At 64.8% G+C, this 16,679-nt stretch carries 14 protein-coding genes and 1 tRNA gene; 2 read left to right on the forward strand and 13 right to left on the reverse strand.

Annotated elements, in window-relative coordinates; genetic code table 11:
- Positions 1-58: 58 nt before the first annotated feature.
- Positions 59-574: a GspH/FimT family pseudopilin gene (locus AC27VL_RS02640; RefSeq protein WP_100552087.1), complete on the forward strand. Its 516-nt coding sequence runs from the start codon at positions 59-61 to the stop codon at positions 572-574.
- 77 nt (positions 575-651) lie between these two features.
- Here AC27VL_RS02640 and AC27VL_RS02645 read toward each other — a convergent pair.
- The 11 genes from AC27VL_RS02645 to grxD form a co-directional block, all read right to left on the reverse strand.
- Positions 652-728 (reverse strand) — tRNA-Asn (locus AC27VL_RS02645).
- Positions 729-782: 54 nt separating this feature from the next.
- Positions 783-1,208, reverse strand: coding sequence for a type IV pilin protein (locus AC27VL_RS02650; protein ID WP_279324068.1), 426 nt, complete (start codon positions 1,206-1,208; stop codon positions 783-785).
- 39 nt (positions 1,209-1,247) lie between these two features.
- Positions 1,248-5,111 (reverse strand): pilus assembly protein, encoded by a 3,864-nt coding sequence (locus tag AC27VL_RS02655; protein WP_488765477.1) that lies wholly within the window; start codon positions 5,109-5,111, stop codon positions 1,248-1,250.
- Between the two features lie 10 nt (positions 5,112-5,121).
- Positions 5,122-5,631 (reverse strand): pilus assembly PilX family protein, encoded by a 510-nt coding sequence (locus AC27VL_RS02660; protein WP_488765478.1) that lies wholly within the window; start codon positions 5,629-5,631, stop codon positions 5,122-5,124.
- A gap of 4 nt (positions 5,632-5,635) precedes the next feature.
- Complete coding sequence (locus AC27VL_RS02665; RefSeq protein ID WP_180164298.1) at positions 5,636-6,802, reverse strand: PilW family protein; 1,167 nt, start codon at positions 6,800-6,802, stop codon at positions 5,636-5,638.
- Entirely contained in the window at positions 6,799-7,275 is a 477-nt protein-coding gene (gene pilV / locus AC27VL_RS02670) for a type IV pilus modification protein PilV (RefSeq protein WP_100552083.1), read from the reverse strand. Before pilV ends, AC27VL_RS02665 begins: the two co-directional genes overlap by 4 nt.
- Positions 7,272-7,787 (reverse strand): GspH/FimT family pseudopilin, encoded by a 516-nt coding sequence (locus tag AC27VL_RS02675; RefSeq protein ID WP_191077588.1) that lies wholly within the window; start codon positions 7,785-7,787, stop codon positions 7,272-7,274. Before AC27VL_RS02675 ends, pilV begins: the two co-directional genes overlap by 4 nt.
- 173 nt (positions 7,788-7,960) lie before the next feature.
- Positions 7,961-9,349, reverse strand: coding sequence for a nucleotide 5'-monophosphate nucleosidase PpnN (gene ppnN, locus AC27VL_RS02680; RefSeq protein WP_089240035.1), 1,389 nt, complete (start codon positions 9,347-9,349; stop codon positions 7,961-7,963).
- A 254-nt stretch (positions 9,350-9,603) separates the two neighbouring features.
- Positions 9,604-12,813: a TonB-dependent receptor gene (locus AC27VL_RS02685; RefSeq protein ID WP_415846942.1), complete on the reverse strand. Its 3,210-nt coding sequence runs from the start codon at positions 12,811-12,813 to the stop codon at positions 9,604-9,606.
- A 208-nt stretch (positions 12,814-13,021) separates the two neighbouring features.
- Positions 13,022-13,819 (reverse strand): SDR family NAD(P)-dependent oxidoreductase, encoded by a 798-nt coding sequence (locus AC27VL_RS02690; protein ID WP_488765481.1) that lies wholly within the window; start codon positions 13,817-13,819, stop codon positions 13,022-13,024.
- Positions 13,816-14,136 carry a Grx4 family monothiol glutaredoxin gene (gene grxD, locus AC27VL_RS02695; protein ID WP_025875264.1) on the reverse strand — a complete coding sequence of 107 codons (321 nt, stop codon included), beginning with the start codon at positions 14,134-14,136 and terminating at the stop codon, positions 13,816-13,818. Before grxD ends, AC27VL_RS02690 begins: the two co-directional genes overlap by 4 nt.
- Before the next feature lie 119 nt (positions 14,137-14,255).
- Here grxD and AC27VL_RS02700 point away from each other — a divergent pair, with 119 nt between their 5' ends.
- Entirely contained in the window at positions 14,256-14,834 is a 579-nt protein-coding gene (locus AC27VL_RS02700) for a superoxide dismutase (RefSeq protein WP_100552079.1), read from the forward strand.
- A 160-nt stretch (positions 14,835-14,994) separates the two neighbouring features.
- On the opposite strand, the gene AC27VL_RS02705 is transcribed toward AC27VL_RS02700, so the two are convergent.
- Positions 14,995-16,143, reverse strand: coding sequence for a 5-(carboxyamino)imidazole ribonucleotide synthase (locus AC27VL_RS02705; RefSeq protein ID WP_100552078.1), 1,149 nt, complete (start codon positions 16,141-16,143; stop codon positions 14,995-14,997).
- The gene (purE, locus tag AC27VL_RS02710) at positions 16,140-16,643 is read right to left on the reverse strand and encodes a 5-(carboxyamino)imidazole ribonucleotide mutase (RefSeq protein WP_025875268.1); all 504 of its coding nucleotides are present in this window, start codon (positions 16,641-16,643) and stop codon (positions 16,140-16,142) included. Before purE ends, AC27VL_RS02705 begins: the two co-directional genes overlap by 4 nt.
- Positions 16,644-16,679: the final 36 nt, after the last annotated feature.

Here is a 16,679-nt window from a genome sequence, read left to right on the forward strand (position 1 = left end):
ATAGCGGAACCCCGCGGCGCAGCGGAGGCTGGGTACTTGCCAGCCTTTGGACCCCGCCATGCAGATGTCCCGACTTCGCGGCCATACCCTCACGGAAATACTGGTCACTGTTGCCGTCCTGGCAATTCTCGCGAGCGTGGCGTTCGCTCCGGCCAGCGACATGTTGGATCGCCTGCGATCGGATCAGTTGCGGCTGCAGTTGCACAGCGCGATGAATCTGGCACGCAGCACCGCGCTTGAGCGTCGCCAAGGCGTTGTGGCCTGCCCCAGCGACGACGGCCGCACCTGTGGAGACAACTGGGGTCGCGGCTGGTTGCTTCTTCCGGAGCGCTGGCGCGGCGCAGAGGCGTCGGCGCCTGAACCACTGGCCGCCAGGGTACTGGACAGCCACCGCTCACTGAGTGCGTTTGCCACCCATGGCCGTCCACAGATCGTGTTCCGCGCGAATGGACGCAGTGCAGGCAGCAACGCCCGCATCGTTATCTGCCAGCATGGGCAGATACGTGCTGAAGTCGTGGTCAGCAACACCGGCCGCGTACGCTCGCTACGCTCGACCGAACAGGCACCTTGCTGAACTGCGCCGCGCTCACCCTGCCATCGCGTGCCCGCAGAAAAGCAGAAGCCGCGATTTCTCGCGGCTTCTGCAGGATCTGGCGCCCGAAGTTGGACTCGAACCAACGACCCCCTGATTAACAGTCAAGTGCTCTAACCGGCTGAGCTATTCGGGCGGGGACGCGCATTCTAGTAGCTGATTCACAGAGATGCAACACCCCACGCAGCCATCACCAGCAGCCAGCCACCGTCGACGCGGCCGGCGTCTTCACATTGGCCTGGTTCACGGTGAGCGTGCCGCATTTGTCCTTGGTCTGCGTACCCTGCGGAGCCGCCGTCAATGTGAACGTCCCCTGCGCCGCCTGGATGCTGACGGTGTAGTACGCCGTCCCGCCTTCGCGCGGCGACTGGATGGAGGTCGCTCCATTGCTGAAACGGAAATTGGCATACGTGTTGTTGGTGGTGTGCGAACGCTCGGCCGACTGCGCGTATTCCACCAGGTCCGCCTTGGCCTGTGCCCGGCGCGACTTCCGCACCTGGTCGGCGTAGGACGGATAGGCCACGGCTGCCAGGATGGCCACCACGGCCACTACGATCATCAGCTCGATCAGGGTGAATCCGGGCGCACGCGCCAGCAGGGAACGGGGGGCCGGCATCCGGGAAAGACTCGGTGACATCGCGGGAATCTCCATTGCTTACTGGATCTGGCGCCAGGACTGGCGGCCACAGGGATACGGTACGTACAGGGGGGGAGCGCCGGAAACGCTGACAGCCATCCAGCAACCCGCTCCCGGCGGCACACCCGGAACCTCGGCGCCACTGCCTGGATTGGTGGGCGGTTGCAGGCGCGGCACGACGGACACGCCCACATCCTTGATCGGTGCGGTACCCGAGGTTGCCAACGCGATCGCCGCGGTGCCCGAGGCTGCCGAGATGCCCGTTGGAGACCCCGAACGGGCGCCGGAGAGCCCGGCGATGCCACTGCGGGGATTCAGGCCAAATAGCCAGTTCGCACCCGAGGTGCTGCAGCCGCTGGTGACTTCCTGTGGCGCGTAGGTCGGGATGAACAGGATGCCCGAGGCGAGCTCCGGATAGCCTACCGAGCGTTCACCGGCCGGAAGATCCACATACCAGCCGACCGACGCTGCCGGTCGCGTACCCACCTGCAGCGTACGTGAGCTGCCGCTGGTCACCACGGAATTGGAGGTCAGGTTGGCACGCGTCAACGTCGTGGTCACCGCGCCATTGACCTGGTCGTTGAACCCATAGAGGCTCTGGACCTGCGTATAGGACACCGGCAAGGTGTCATCGTTGAACGAGAAGCTACCGGTGCCGAACATCACCAGCACGCCCCCTGCTTCACCCGACGCAACCTGCAGGCCGCCGGTGATGGGCTGGCGATAGGTCGAGCCGCTCTGTACGAAAGTACCGGTAGTGAACACCGGCACGGTCACCGAGGTGGCACTGGACAGCAGATCGAACTTCCACACTGCGCCCTTCAGGTCGGCCGCGTACACGGTATCGGCGTATCCGTCGCGCACGCGCGCCGGCGCACCCGTTGCCGGGTCAGTGACCAGATTGTTGACACGATCAAGGACCACGACGTTGCCAAGGCCATTGCGCCCGGCAATCGTCGAGTTGGCTTCGCTGGCCTCGATCATGCGCACCGTGGGCGCGCCGGTGCCGATGTCGACCACGAACAGCACCGCTTTGCCACTGGCACTGGAATAGCCGTTGCCGAAGATTGCCTTCCAGCTGACCGTGCCATCGGCTGCACGTACCGGCACGATCACCGGCTTGCCCAGAACGTGTCCGATGTTGGCGCGGACGGCCGCATCACCCGCCAGATCGTTGATCTCCCAGAGGCGATTACCGGCCGCGAAGCTGCCCGGCGTGGTCACATCCAGCGCGAATACACCGCGACCACCGGCACCGGTACTCCCCACCAGTGTCGTGTGCCAGGACGTGCCATAGAAAGTATCGCCAACGGTCAGCGGCCCATCCACGAAGTATTTGTGGACGAACGGCTGTGCGTTCTTCTTGGCCGGGTCATACGGCAGCAGCAGGTTGCCCATGTGCCCGTAAGACGTGGCCGGGATGTAGCCGAACAGTTCGCGACCACCATTGCCGCCGGTGGTACCCGCCGCGTCCATTCCGCCATCGAAGGCGTGCAGCATGCCGTCATTGGCGCCCGCATAGACCACATAGCGATTGTTGGAACGCTTGGAGTTCAGGTAGGTGATGTAGCTGGAGGCCAGCGTACCGCCCAGGGCCCGGTAGCCGAAGTCGTCGACCGGGGCACTGATGACCGGGGTCGAATTGACGATGTCGCCCAGCACGGTGGTACGGTCGCGCAGTTTGCCGTTGTTGCGCACCTCGCCCGAGGTATCGCCCAGAAGATAATTGGCTGCCGATGCGGCAGTGGCCCCCAGCGCCGTCAGGTTGGCCGTCGTACAGATCGACTGTGACGGATACAGACTATTGGACAGCCCACACAGCCCAGCCAGCGTAACCGTGCTGGTGTCAAATCTACGCACGCTGGTGCCATCGTCGAAATACACGTTGCGTGCAGCAGCGGCCGGAATCTGCGCACTGGCCTCCCACATCGTCGAATACTGGGCTTCACGGGTGGTCGGATTCACCGACACACTGCTTGCCGTCAGGCGGCTGTACCAGTCCGTGCCATTGTTCTGCACGTCGTACATCGGTGTGACCGTCAGCGAACCGGCGCCGATACGCGCGCCGCTGAGGGCAAACGTGCCGGACGGCGAGGAACCCGAACCGACCGCAGAGAGCACACGACGCATTGCATCTGTCACGTCCGAGGGCGTCTTCGCGTTGATGAATTCACCACGGCTGTTGATCGCCGCATGCCAAAGTTCATCGATCACGCGGCCATCGTCATCACTGAGCGGATCGCCATTGGAATTCCAGCTTGGCGGATTGGCGTAAGGATCACTGGTCGCGGCCTGGTTGACCTCGTAAATCAGGCCCTGTGCACCGAGAGTGACGCCGTAGAAGTTCATGTGCAGGTTGGTCTGGCAGTCCAGGCGCTTCCAGTCCGGCGACGTCTGGCTGAGCGATTTGCACTGCTCCGGCACGGGCACGAGCCCGGCCTGGAAACTGCTACCCGACCGCAATGGCGTCGAGGGCCCTGCGTAATAGGAAGCGGCAATATCGGCGATGGTATTGCTGTAGCCATCAGCAAAGGGCGCACCGGGGAAGTGGGTGCCGCCTGCCGAGTCAGCGTTGCCGTAACCGCCAGCAGAGTTGTTGACGTTGGTGTAGCCGTCGGTGAACAGCATTCCGCCGTTCTTCTGGCAGGCGCGGATCACCGGAGCCCCGGCGTCGGTACGGCGGAACTGCTCGCCCAGGAAAGCCACGGCCTGACGGTTCGGCGTACCGCCGTTGGGCTTGAGCCGGTAGATCTGCCCGAATAGATCTGGACGCTGGGTCGCGACGTCATACATCGTCACGTCCTGGCGGTTGTTGATGGTGAAGTAACCCACCCGCATGTTCTCCACGCCGAACATGGCATGCGAGGACGAACCCACCATCGACAGGATGCGGTTGCGGTGGTACTGGAACCAGTTGGCGAAGTTCTTCTGCGCATCCGCCAGCTGCGTCGTATTTGCTCCGTAGTTCTCCGGCAGGATCTGGTACCGGCGCATGTTGCAGCCGGGGCCACAGGCGTCGCTGACGATCGGCCGGTTGGCATCGCTGGTGAGATAGCCTGCGGGCGCGGCCTGATCGACCGGCAGGTAGAAGGTGGCTGGCACGTAGGCGATCTGCACCGTGCAGTCCGCACGCACCGTCACGTCACTGCCCAGATTGGTCCAGTTGTTGCCGGAGCTGGGCAGGCCATTGCTGCTGTTCGAATTGCAGCTGCGGCCGTTGGAACGGTATCGGGTACCGGACGGAATGGTCATGCCGCTCAGGAACTGGAAGGCTTCACCATTGACCTGCCGGTAGGCAAGGTCGTACACCGTGTTGTAGCCCGTGTAGAAATCACTGCCATACAACGTCGAATCGCGCGGATCCACGCGCGCCGCACCGAAGGACGCCGGCTGCCAGAGAGTGGCGTTGTTGGCATCACGCTGCGGCAGACTCCACGGCTCATAAGTCACCGCCGGATTGTAGTAACCGGCGTTGTAGGTCGGCGAGCGGGCAAAACCGAACGCATCGATCGGAGGAATGGCGCGCCCGGGCGAGTAGGACGTATTGAAGTTCGAATGCGGGAACAGGTAGAGATAGCAATCGGTGGAGTTGTTCGAGCAGCCCTCGCCCACGTTGTAGAACACGCCGGCCGAGCTGAAGAAGCTGCTTCCATTCCACTGCATCCGGCCGTCGCCACCGCGGAAGATGCGCTCGAACGTCATCGAGTTGGAATCATCCACTGCCATGATGAAGGCTGGCTGGATCGACGTAGTGTTGTTCAGCGGCGCCTGCGCCAGGTCACCCTGCCCCTGTGCGGCGAACAGGTTGTAGGCGAAGTAGCCGCCGGCACCAAGCATGGCGAGCGCGGACGCGGCGATGATCCGGGAAGTACGACGGGACATGCCGGCGGCCTCAGAGCTTGAAGATGGTATCGACCGATGCCGTAGACGAGGAGTCCGTCGGGGTATCGGTGGCGAAGGTGGTGATCTGGTAGATCGGAGTAACCGGGTCGAGCGGCTTGCCCATCGACAGTGACCCGCCACCGATGACGCAGGAATCGATGCGACGCACGTTGACTGCCTGGGCAGTCGTCAGCGGGCGCGCGCGCGCCCAGGCCACCGGATCGAAGGCGATGTCGCAGTTTTCCTGGATATCGGTCGCCACCAGGGGCGCATTGCTGGCGGCGGCTGTACGGTTGGCGATGCTCTCGATCGCCATCTCGCTGCGCCGGGTCACACCCTCCGCGTTCTGGAAGGCGACGTTGGTCGCACGGTAGTTGGCGGCCATCTTTTCCTGCATGCCCGCCACCTGCATGCCAGCGATACCGATCAGCGCCAGCAGGATCAGCATGATCAGCGCCACATACAGCACGGCACCGCGCTGCTGGCGCGGCATCGGACGCATACGGGGTCGAGTGTTCATGGCGTCAGTTCCCGAAGAGGCGATTGCGCAGGGCGATGGTGGATTCGTAGGTGGCGCGGTAGCGTGTATCGCTCTGCGCCGCCGGCGCGAAGCCCACGCCCAGCGCACGCGGATAGTTGACTGCGTCGGTCGGCGCCTCGGCCTGGGAAGGTTGAGGGCTGCGGGCCAGGATGCCGACCTGAACCTGGCCGACACGCCGCCACTGTCCGGCGCCTGCGGCATTGGCGGCGGTGGTCACGCCACTGGCGATGGCCTGCGTCGTGATGTTGCCGGTCGGCGGCGAGGCAGATGTGATGTCGGCATTGCTGTCCAGACCGAACAGCAACTGCATGCTCTCGATGCCCTCAACGAGCTCCTCGGCTGCGCTGTAACCGTTGTTGCCATCGGAACGAGCGCGCATCAACGCCGGTTCACCGGTGGTGCCCGAGGTCCCCACGAAGTACACCACCGATTCGGCTCGATAGATCATGGTCTGGCCGGTGGGTTGCACCGTGTAGCGGTTCAGGTTGGAGCCTGCGGCAGTCACTTTTCCTGCGGCGTATGTGCCCTTGAACACATTGACGTGGCTGCAGTCGGCCACGCCGAACAGATTGGGGGCGCTGACGCCCCCCTCGAGGAGGCGCGTCCCGGCGGTACCGTCGAAGCCCACCACGCTGTTGGCGCTCGGCAGCAGCGAGGTTACCGGCACACCTTCGCTGGCCAGGTAGCGCAGCACCAGGATGTCGCTGCCACCGCGTGGTTTGAGCGCGGTGATCGCCGCAGGCAGACCGGTCGGCGTCGCCCAGCCGGCACCCAGTGTCAGGGTGGCTCCCGGTGCGGTGTTGGGTGCTTCATAACCTTGGATGCTGACGCTGAAATCCAGCGGATCCCCTGAACCGGTGACCGCACCAGTGTCAACGGTCGGATCGCCCTCACCACGGACGAAATGCGCTTGGTCGTTCACGCAGCCGAAGTGGCCCGCCATGCGGATGTCACGCTGCAGGAACTCCAGGGCAAAGCGGCCATTTTCCTGGGCCCGGGCATTGCCTTCAGCCAGCCGCGACGCAACGCGGGAAGCAAGGAACACCTGCACCACACCCAGCATCAGCACCAGGCCAATGACCATGGCCACCATCATTTCGATGAGCGAGAGGCCGGCCGCCTGGCGGCGGAATGAAGGAGAGCAACTCATAGCTGCGACACCAGAGTGAAGGTGGTCTGTGCATCCGGATTCTGGGGATCCCAGCGCTGATCTCCCCAGGTGATGCCCACCGTTACCCGACCATTGGCGTTCTGCACGGTGGCGCTCGCGCCTTCGCCAAGCGCCTGCACGACCTGGCACTGCCAGCGGGTGATGTTGCTGGCCACACCCTGGTCAGCACCCAAGACACGAGTGCAGCTGCTGGCCTTGATCGAATTGGCTGCGAACGCGGCATTGGTGTACCAACCGGCCTGGTAGCGGTTGCTGCGCATCTGGTCGAGCAGGTCATAAGCCAGGTTGGTCGCCTGCGTGCGGTAGTTCGAGCTCTGCACGAAACGTACATTCATGGTCTGCAGCAGGGCGAAGCCCAGCAGGCCGAACGCGAGTACGAGGATGGCGATCAGCACTTCGAGCAAGCTGAAACCCGCCTGCCGCCGCGAAAAAGAAGGAAGACGACGGGTCATTGGCAGGCAGCCTTGGTGGAAGTGATCTGGCCAGCCGCGTTGATGGTCAGGGTGCGCCGAAGGGTATCGCTGCCGCACTTGACCGGCTGCAGCACGATTTCCTGGGTCGTGGCCGCGCGGCGTCGCCCCCGGTTGTCGAAGCTGACCACGGCACCCGGACCGGTGACCGTGACCGAATCTGCGCTGACGGCGACGAAACGGAGCACGGCTTCATCGCTGCCCTTGCTGCCATCGCCATTGACGTCGGCCCAGGCCAGCATGCCCGAGGACCAGGAGTTATCGCAGCTGGTGCCGTTGGAGCTGCCGCAGATGCCGCCTCCCCTCTTGTTACGGACCGCTTCGCTGCGGGCGAGCGACAACAGGCCGGTGATTTCATTGCCGGCGGTAGCGATCCGGTTGGAGCGGATCGTGCTCTGGAAGCTCGGAAACGCAATGGTGCCGAGAATGGCGACCACCGCAATGGTGACCATCAGTTCGACCAGCGTGAAGCCATTGGACCGGCGCGATGACATTGGACGCTCCCCAGCGTGTTGGTGGCCACGATGGCGCACCGGCCTGCCGCCGGCAAGCGGCGGCAGGATGAACGGTCAGATCCGGGCGACGGGCGTCAAAGGCTTGACGACCCGCCCTGCCCCGGCCGGTCCGGCGCGGTCCCCGCCGCGCCGTCCAGCTGCCCTCGCCTCGCTTACGCCAGCACCTGGTAGCAGGGCTGGTACTCGCCGGAGATCTTCATCCGGCGCTGCTCGACGAAGGCACGCAGCAGCGCGTCCAGGGCCTGCATCATGTCGGGGTCGCCATGGATCTGGAACGGCCCGAACTCCTCGATGCGGCGCATGCCGTCTTCCTTCACGTTGCCGGCGACGATGCCCGAGAACGCCCGGCGCAGGTCGGCGGCCAGCGCGTGCGGTGCGCGCCCGTGGTGCAGGTCCAGCGCCGCCATCGCTTCGTGCGTCGGCACGAACGGCTGCTGGTATTCCCACGGAATCTCGATGGACCAGTTGAAGAAGAACGAGTCCTTCTGCGCCAGGCGATGCTCACGCACGCGCTTGATGCCGGCCGACATCTTCTTGGCCACCGCCACCGGGTCGCCGATGACGATTTCGTAGCGCTCTGCCGCAGCGTCGCCCAGGGTCAGGCGGATGAAGCGGTCGATCTGCTCGAAGTACGGCGCGGCAACGGTCGGGCCGGTCAGGATCAGCGGGAACGGCAGATCCTTGTTCTCCTCGCGCAGCAGGATGCCGAGCAGGTAGAGGATTTCCTCGGCAGTACCCACGCCACCGGCGAACACGATGATGCCGTGGCCGATGCGGACGAAGGCCTCAAGGCGCTTCTCGATGTCCGGCATGATCACCAGGTGGTTGACGATCGGGTTCGGCGACTCGGCGGCGATGATGCCCGGCTCGGTCAGGCCGATGTAGCGCGTCACGGTCCGGCGCTGCTTGGCATGGGCGATGGTGGCCCCCTTCATGGGGCCCTTCATCGCGCCCGGGCCGCAGCCGGTGCAGATGTCCAGGCCGCGCAGGCCCAGCTCGTAACCGACCTGCTTGGTATACAGGTACTCGTCGCGCGAGATCGAGTGGCCGCCCCAGCAGACCACCAGGTTCGGGTCACCCGGGTTGAGGATGCGCGCGTTGCGCAGCAGCCCGAACACCGCATTGGTGATGCCCTCGGACGACTCCAGCTCGGCCGCGTAGGCCGGGCCCATCTCGATGGCCATGTAAGCCAGGTCGCGGACCACCGCAAACAACAGTTCGGCGACACCGCGGATGATTTCGCCATCGACGAACGCCATCGCCGGCGCATTGGCCAGGTCGATGCGCACGCCGCGATCCTGCTGCGCCACCTGGATGTCGAAGTCGGGATAGAGATCGCGCGCCGCGCGCGGATCATCGGAAGCACTGCCACTGGTCAGCACGGCCAGCGCGCAGCGGCGCAGCAGCTCGTGCATGCCGCCGCCGGAGGCATCGCGCAAGCGCGCAACCTCAGCCCGCGACAGCACATCCAGGCCACCACGCGGGTAGATCCGCGCGTCCTGCACCGGCAGCGTCCGCGCTGCCTTTTCGTTCGTTGTCATATCCACTTTTCTGCTTCCTTTAAGGTGTCCGACTGTACTGCCGCCCCCTTAAAAAGCAAAACGGCCGGGAAGCCCGACCGTTGGATAGGTGCGTCCCGCGTTCGCCGCTTCGGGACCGCTTCGGCGGCATCTGCGCCGCGCACGTGTCTGGATGCTACGCCGATGCAGGCACCCCCGCAAGGACTTTCGCCTGAACGGAAAACGGCCGGGTTTCCCCGGCCGTTTCCGTGCACAGCTGTTGCTACGTCAGTTCATCAGAACTGGTAGCGGAAGCCCAGCTGCAGCGACCACTGCGACACACCGACATCAAAGCCGTCTGCGTCATTGTTTGCCACCGCCGGCAGGTCAGCGCCGCGGAAGTTGTACACGTACTTGCCGTCCTTCATGCCCTGCAGGGTGGCCACACGCGCATCGGCAAAGAAGCCGTAGTCGTAGATGTTGCCCCACTTCTTGTTCAGCATGTTGCCGACGTTCTGGATGTCCAGCCACACTTCCGACTTGTGACCCTTCATGAAGCCCGGCAGCTGCTGGCTGATGCGGATGTCGAAGGTGTTGATCCAGCCGGTACGGAACTGGTTGGCCGGAGCGTAGCTACCCGCATACTTGGCCAGCTGCGGGTTGGCGGCCAGCCACTCGTAGAACGACTTCTCCATTTCCGGGTTGGCGGTGAACCGACCGGTGTCCTTGTTGATGTCACCGAACAGCACATCGCCCCGGTTCGGCACGTAGAACAGGTCGTTCGCACTACGGCTGTCGCCGTTGGCGTCGTTGACGTAGACGTAGCTGTACGGACGGCCGCTACGGCCTTCGTACACCAGGCCCACCTTGGTTTCGTAGTCGCCGAAGAACTTGTGCTTCCAGTTCAGCGAGCCCGACAGGCGGTCGCGGATCTCGTAGCGCGAGGTGTTCTCGGTTTCGCTGTTGGCGTTGAAGGCGTACTGGTAGCCCCAGCCCGAGCTGGCGGTGGAGCTGGTCAGCGAGCCCACTTCGGTGGCGTCGGTGTAGGTGTAGCCGATGTTCCAGGACCAGTCGCTGGCTTCCGACCACGGCTTGCTCAACGACACGGTGAACTGCGAGGTACGGCCCTTGTCGGTGTTGGCGATTTCGTACACCGAGTCGTAGGCACCATTACGCCCGGCGCGTGCGTCGTTATTGGTCCAGAGGTTGCCGTTGCGTGCCGCTGCGTAGTAGAGCGCACGGCCGTCCGGACCCAGCTGCTGCACCGGACCCAGGTTCAGGTTCTTGTAGTACAGCGCGTCCTTCACCTTGGTGACCAGCAGCTCGGCCGAAGCCACGATGCCGTACCACGGGGTCTCATGGTCGAAGGCCAGGTTGGCCTTGTACACCGACGGCATGTTGAAGTCGCTGCCGACGAAGTTGACGTTCTGACGATTCGAGCCCGGGGTGGTCGGGACCGGCTGGCTGTCCTTGTTCGGGTTGAACGGCAGCGCCGGGTTGTTGGAGGTGTAAGCGTAGACCGAATTGTTGAAGCCGGTCGCCGAATAGCTGTTGCTCAGCCACACCTGCGGGGCATCACCCTGGAACAGGCCCACGCCACCGCGCAGCTGGGTCGGGCGCTCGCTGTCGAAGGTGTAGTTGAAACCGAAGCGCGGCTGGATCAGGAACTTGTTGCTCAGCACATCGCTGTTGTTGCGACCGAAGAACGTCGACGCCGCAGCGTTGTAGGCTGGGGCCGGACTGGTGTCAGCACGGTCGCCACGCACGCCCAGGGTCAGGGTCAGATTGTTGTTGACATACCAGGTGTCCTGCACGAACAGGGCCAGGTTGCTGAACTTGTAGTCAGCCGGAATCGAGCCCGGGGTACGCTCCGGATTGTAGTTGTAGCTGCTCCAGCGGCCAGCGGCGAAGTTGTCCAGACCGTAGAAGGTGTAGGCACCCCACGAGTTGGCGCCGAAGTAGTTGTAGATGTCGTTGGTGTCGTACGACGCACCGAACTTGACATCGTGGTTGCCCAGGGTCCATGTACCGGCGGCGTAGTAGTTCCACGCCTTGGTTTCCAGGATGTTGTTCTGCGAGTTGACTTCGGTACCCAGGTACAGCGAGTCACCCGACGGCGAACCCTGGTTGCCGCCGAAGAAGATGCGGATGCTCGGCGCATCGGTGGACACGTTGCGGATCGCCGAGTACTCGCGGTACGAGGCCTTCAGTTCGGTCGAGAAGTTCGAGGTCCAGTCGCTGAACAGCTGGGCGACGTAGCTCTCGTTGGTCTTGTCATGCTGGTACCAGTACGAGCTCAGCGAGGCAGAGCTGGTGGTCATGCCGTTGATGCGCAGCTTGCTCTGGTCGATCTTGCTGTAACGGATGTTGGCACGGTGGTTTTCGCTGATGTTCCAGTCCAGCTTCAGCGCGTACTCTTCCATCTCCGTGTCGCCGTTGCTTTCCAGGCCACCGGCGTTGATGCCGTAGCCCTGCGCGATCTGCTGCGCGCGGGTCACGTCGGCCATGGTGAACTGCGCATTGGCCTTACCCAGCGCGGTTCCGCTCAGGTCGGCGCCCGGCGCGGCCTGCTTGAACTTTTCGTAGTTGGCGAAGAAGAACAGCTTGTCCTTGATAATCGGACCGCCCAAGGTCATGCCGTAGGTTTCTTCCTTGGTGAAGCCCTTGAACGGCTGGCCTTCCGGGTTGTCACCGAACCAGTCGCCGTCACGGTAGGTGCCGTACACCGAACCGTGGAATTCATTGGTACCCGACTTGGTCACCGCGTTGACGGTAGCGCCGGCAGCGGCAGCGATGCTGACGTCGTAGTTGGACAGGTTGATGTCCAGCGCTTCGATGGCTTCCATCGCGACCGGCTGGCGGCGGGTCGGCATGTTGTTGCCTTCCAGGCCGAAGGTATCGCTGGCCGAAACGCCGTCGATGCTGATCGAGTTGAAGCGCGGGTTCTGGCCGCCGGCCGAGATCGAGCCCGAGGCGCGATCGATAAAGGTCACGCGCGGATCCAGACGCATCAGATCCTGGATGTTGCCGCCGATGGACGGCGCAACTTCGATCTGCTGCTGGCTGATGTTGGTGCCCGAACCCATCTTGGTGGCGCTGAACACTTCCGAGCCGCCGCCGACAGCGGTGACCTGCACGGTGTCCAGGTTGGTCGCGGCGAGGTCGCCGGCCAAGGTGGCGTTGATGGTGCCGGTCTGGTTCACGCCCAGGTAGACGCCATCTTCGGTCTTGGTGCCTTCACCCGGCTTGGTGATGGTGATCGAGTACGGACCGCCCACGCGCAGGCCGCGCGCGTTGTAACGACCCGCCGCATCGGTGGTGGCACGCGAAACGGTGCCCGACTCGGTGTGGGTGATGGTGACTTCAGCACCGGCGACGGGCTGGCCGGCGCGGGACACGACCTGGCCGCCGACACCGGCAGAGGTGCTCTGGGCGAAGGCGGGAGCGGCGGCGAGCGCAGCCACGAGACCAAGGGTGAGCTTGGACATCCGGAATGGGTGAGTCATTGTTCGGTAGCCTCGATGCGAGTTGGCGATGGCGGAAAAAAAGCGCATCCAAGCAGCCTTGCGGGCGGCTGTTCGGACATTTATCTGGGGTTCCCTACCGTGAACGGCAGCTGCCGCAACGGTTAACACTAGATTAACACGCTACGCTTTCAATGTGACGGTTGTGCGACAAACGGCACCGGATCGCAACGCTATCGTGACGGGATCTTCATTCCGCTTTACGAACGTCTTCACCCGTCGATGGCGGATTGCCCGCATCGAACACCTGCCCCCGCCACGCCTGTCCAGCGGCGGACAACAGGGTCACGGCCGCCGCAGCGGCAGCCTCCGGGCCACGCGCGGCCGGGTCCTGGTCGATCGAATAGGCCCGCGCCCGCAGGGCAGTACGCAAGGGGCCGGGGTAAAGGCCACTTACCCGCACCGGGCTGCGGGCCAGCTCGTCATGCAGGCTGCCGATCAGCCCGCGCAGACCGTGCTGGGCGGCGCCATAGCCGCCCCAGTACGCCTGCCCCACCCGTTCGGGGGCATCGACGGTGAACACAAGCGCCGCATCTTCACGCTGGCGCAGCAACGGCAGGCAGGCCTGGGCCAGCCAGGCAGGAGCGGTCAGGGTGACGTGCACGGCACGGGCGAAACTGGCCGGGTCGGCCAGCTCGAACGGGGTCAGGCCGGGAAAGTGCGCTGCACAGACCAGCAGGCCATCAAGACGTCCCAGCTCCTGCGCCACGGCCTGGGCCAGTTCGGCATAGTCGTCAGGACCTGCACCTTCCAGGTCCAACGGGTACAACAGGGGTTCCGGCCCGACCGCCTGCACCTGGGCGTAGACCCGGTCCAGCCGTCGTGGCTTGCGCCCCAACAGGACCACGGTCGCTCCCGCCTCGGCGGCAGCCACAGCGGCGGCACTCCCCAGCCCACCACCGGCGCCGGCAACGAGCACCACGCGATCCTGCAACGGGCGGCGATCGAGCGCCCCGTCTGCCGGTGACGTCGATGGCCAGGCGCTCATCCCTGCGCAGCCTCTTCGACGATGCGCTTGAGCTCGCCGGCTTCGAACAGTTCCATGACGATGTCACAGCCGCCGATCAACTCACCGTTGATGAACAGCTGCGGGAAGGTGGGCAGATTGGAGAAGCGCGGCAGGTTGGCGCGGATCTCGGGCTCTTCCAGCACATTGACCGTGCGCAGCGCCACGGCGCCTGCGGCCATCAAGGCCTGCACGGCGCGGCTGGAATAGCCGCACATGGGGTATTGCGGGGTGCCCTTCATGAACAGCACGAGCGGGTAACGATCCACCTCGGCCTGGATTTGCTGCATTACCGCCACACCTCACTCCTTGCGTCGCCGGACAAACCAACCGTGATGGTCGGCTAGACTGCCCACGGTAGCCCCCATTGTAAGCCGATGGTACCGGCTGCCGCCGCCCCCTGGCCACGAACCTGTCCATGCCCGTCGAATTGCCCGCCCTGCCCTACCTGCCCTCGTCCCTGCAGCCGCACCTGTCGGCACAGACCGTGGAACTGCATCACAGCCGCCACCATCGCGCCTACGTCGACGCGGTCAATGCCGCCATCGTCGGCACCGAATGGGAAGAAGCCATGCTGGAGGACATCGTCCGCCACGCCCAGGGCGCGCTGTTCGATGCCGCTGCCCAGGCCTGGAACCACGGCTTCTACTGGCAGTGCCTGCGCCCGCGTGGCGGTGGCGAACCGCAGGGCCGCCTGGGCGAACTGGTCAAACGCCAGTTCGGCGACGGCCAGCGTCTTCGCGAAGAGTTCAACCGGACCGCGCTTGGCCTGTTCGGCTCCGGCTGGGTGTGGCTGGTACAGCACCCGGGTGGGCAGCTCGGCCTGCAGGCGACGCGCAACGCGGGCACGCCGCTCACCGGCGACAGCACGCCACTGCTGTGCTGCGATGTCTGGGAGCACGCGTACTACACCGACTACCAGAATGATCGTGCGCGTTATCTGGAAGCATTCTGGCAACTGGTGAACTGGGAGTTCGCCGAGAGCCAGCTGCGCTGATACGGACGAGCATCGCCCGGCGCTACCGGCATCACGCCATGCCGTGGTGGATGCCTACCTTGGTGGGCACCGCTCTGGTAGCTGCCCACCTTGGTGGGCATTGCCGGCCAGCGGCCGGCACTACCTGGATCAGCGGCGTCCGCCGGCCGGCCCCGTTTGATCAGCCGTTGCGCAGCGCGTGCACCGCTGGAGCCACCTGGGCCTGACGGTCCAGTTCCAGCCCAACCTGCACCAACGCATCCGCCAGTGCACCGGCATCATCATCGCGCAGGGTGGCGTGACCGACCTTACGGCCATCACGCGATTCCTTGCCGTAGTCGTGCCAATGGCCGCTGGCCTGCTGCAGCACCGGCGTCGGGTCAGGCATCGCCCCCAGCCAGTTCAGCATGCAGGCATGGCCAAGCATGCGGGTACTGCCCAGCGGCAGACCGAGCACCGCGCGCAGGTGGTTCTCGAACTGCGAGGTTTCGCTGCCTTCGATGGTCCAGTGACCGGAGTTGTGCACACGCGGCGCCATCTCGTTGGCCAGCAGTTCACCGTCGCGGCAGAACAGCTCCAACGCGAACACACCCACGTACTGCAGGTGCTCGGCGACACGCTGGGCATAGCCGATCGCCGCTTCGTGCTCGGCAGCGGACAGCACCGCCGGTGCCACGCTGGCCGAAAGCACACCGTCCACATGCCAGTTGCCGGTGACCGGCCAGGCCTGGAAGCTGCCATCGCGACCGCGCACGGCCACCACGCTGACTTCGCGCTGGAAGGCGACGAAGCCCTCGAGGATCAGGCCGGTGCGCTCGACCTGCGCACCCAGCGCCTGCCAAGCCGCATCGATGTCCGCTTCGCTGCGCAGGCGGAACTGGCCCTTGCCGTCGTAGCCCAGGCGGCGGGTCTTGAGGATGCACGGCAGACCGAATTCGGCGGCCTTGGCGGCCAGTTCGTCGCGGCTGCGGATATCGGCGAACGCCGGCAGCGGGATACCCAGCTGCTGGAACAGGGTCTTCTCGCTCAACCGGTCCTGGGCCACGGCCAGCGCCGACGGCGGCGGGTAGACCGGCACGCGGTCGGCCAGCCATTGCGCGCTGTCAGCCGGCACGTTCTCGAAATCGAAAGTCACCACATCGACTTTGGCAGCGAAGTCCGCCAGCGCCTGCCGATCATCGAATGCGCCGACGGTGAGCGGCGCCAGCGGGCCGCTGCAGGCATCGGCCGCCGGATCGTACAGTTCGAAGCGCAGTCCCAGCGGCGCACCAGCCAGGACCATCATGCGGGCGAGCTGACCGCCGCCGAGGATGCCGACGGTCAGGCTCATTGGCGCGGATCGTCGTGGGCCATCACGTCTTCGGTCTGGCGCGCGCGGAAGCTGTCCAGCGCCTGGCCGATGGCCGGCTGGTCGCTGGCCAGCATCGCCGCGGCGAACAGCGCGGCATTGGAGGCGCCGGCATTGCCGATGGCGAAGGTGGCGACCGGGATGCCGGCCGGCATCTGCACGATCGACAGCAGCGAATCCATGCCGTTGAGGGCCTTGGACTGCACCGGCACGCCCAGCACCGGCACTGCGGTCTTGGCCGCGATCATGCCCGGCAGATGCGCGGCACCGCCGGCGCCGGCAATGATCGCGCGCAGCCCGCGCGAACCCGCCTGCTCGGCATAACTGAACAACACATCCGGCGTCCGATGCGCGGACACCACCTTCACTTCGAACGGAACACCCAGGGCTTCAAGCTTCTGGGCGGCGTGCTGCATGGTTTCCCAGTCGGAGCGGGAACCCATGACGATGCCGACAAGCGGCGCGATCGGGTTGGGGGTCATTGGCCGTCACCTGCCTTAAAGACGTATTCTAGCCAT

The organism is Stenotrophomonas sp. 14P6.2.3 (genome assembly GCF_057799055.1).

Bases quoted from the DNA above. Each gene is read 5' to 3' on its own strand.
- AC27VL_RS02660 (WP_488765478.1), bottom strand. From the start codon at position 5,631: ATGAACACTCGACCCCGTATGCGTCCGATGCCGCGCCAGCAGCGCGGT.
- purE (WP_025875268.1), bottom strand. From the start codon at position 16,643: ATGACCCCCAACCCGATCGCGCCGCTTGTCGGCATCGTCATGGGTTCC.
- pilV (WP_100552083.1), bottom strand. From the start codon at position 7,275: ATGACCCGTCGTCTTCCTTCTTTTTCGCGGCGGCAGGCGGGTTTCAGC.
- AC27VL_RS02705 (WP_100552078.1), bottom strand. From the start codon at position 16,143: ATGAGCCTGACCGTCGGCATCCTCGGCGGCGGTCAGCTCGCCCGCATG.
- AC27VL_RS02675 (WP_191077588.1), bottom strand. From the start codon at position 7,787: ATGTCATCGCGCCGGTCCAATGGCTTCACGCTGGTCGAACTGATGGTC.
- AC27VL_RS02650 (WP_279324068.1), bottom strand. From the start codon at position 1,208: ATGCCGGCCCCCCGTTCCCTGCTGGCGCGTGCGCCCGGATTCACCCTG.
- AC27VL_RS02685 (WP_415846942.1), bottom strand. From the start codon at position 12,813: ATGACTCACCCATTCCGGATGTCCAAGCTCACCCTTGGTCTCGTGGCT.
- ppnN (WP_089240035.1), bottom strand. From the start codon at position 9,349: ATGACAACGAACGAAAAGGCAGCGCGGACGCTGCCGGTGCAGGACGCG.
- AC27VL_RS02640 (WP_100552087.1), top strand. From the start codon at position 59: ATGCAGATGTCCCGACTTCGCGGCCATACCCTCACGGAAATACTGGTC.
- AC27VL_RS02655 (WP_488765477.1), bottom strand. From the start codon at position 5,111: ATGTCCCGTCGTACTTCCCGGATCATCGCCGCGTCCGCGCTCGCCATG.
- AC27VL_RS02690 (WP_488765481.1), bottom strand. From the start codon at position 13,819: ATGAGCGCCTGGCCATCGACGTCACCGGCAGACGGGGCGCTCGATCGC.
- AC27VL_RS02665 (WP_180164298.1), bottom strand. From the start codon at position 6,802: ATGAGTTGCTCTCCTTCATTCCGCCGCCAGGCGGCCGGCCTCTCGCTC.
- AC27VL_RS02700 (WP_100552079.1), top strand. From the start codon at position 14,256: ATGCCCGTCGAATTGCCCGCCCTGCCCTACCTGCCCTCGTCCCTGCAG.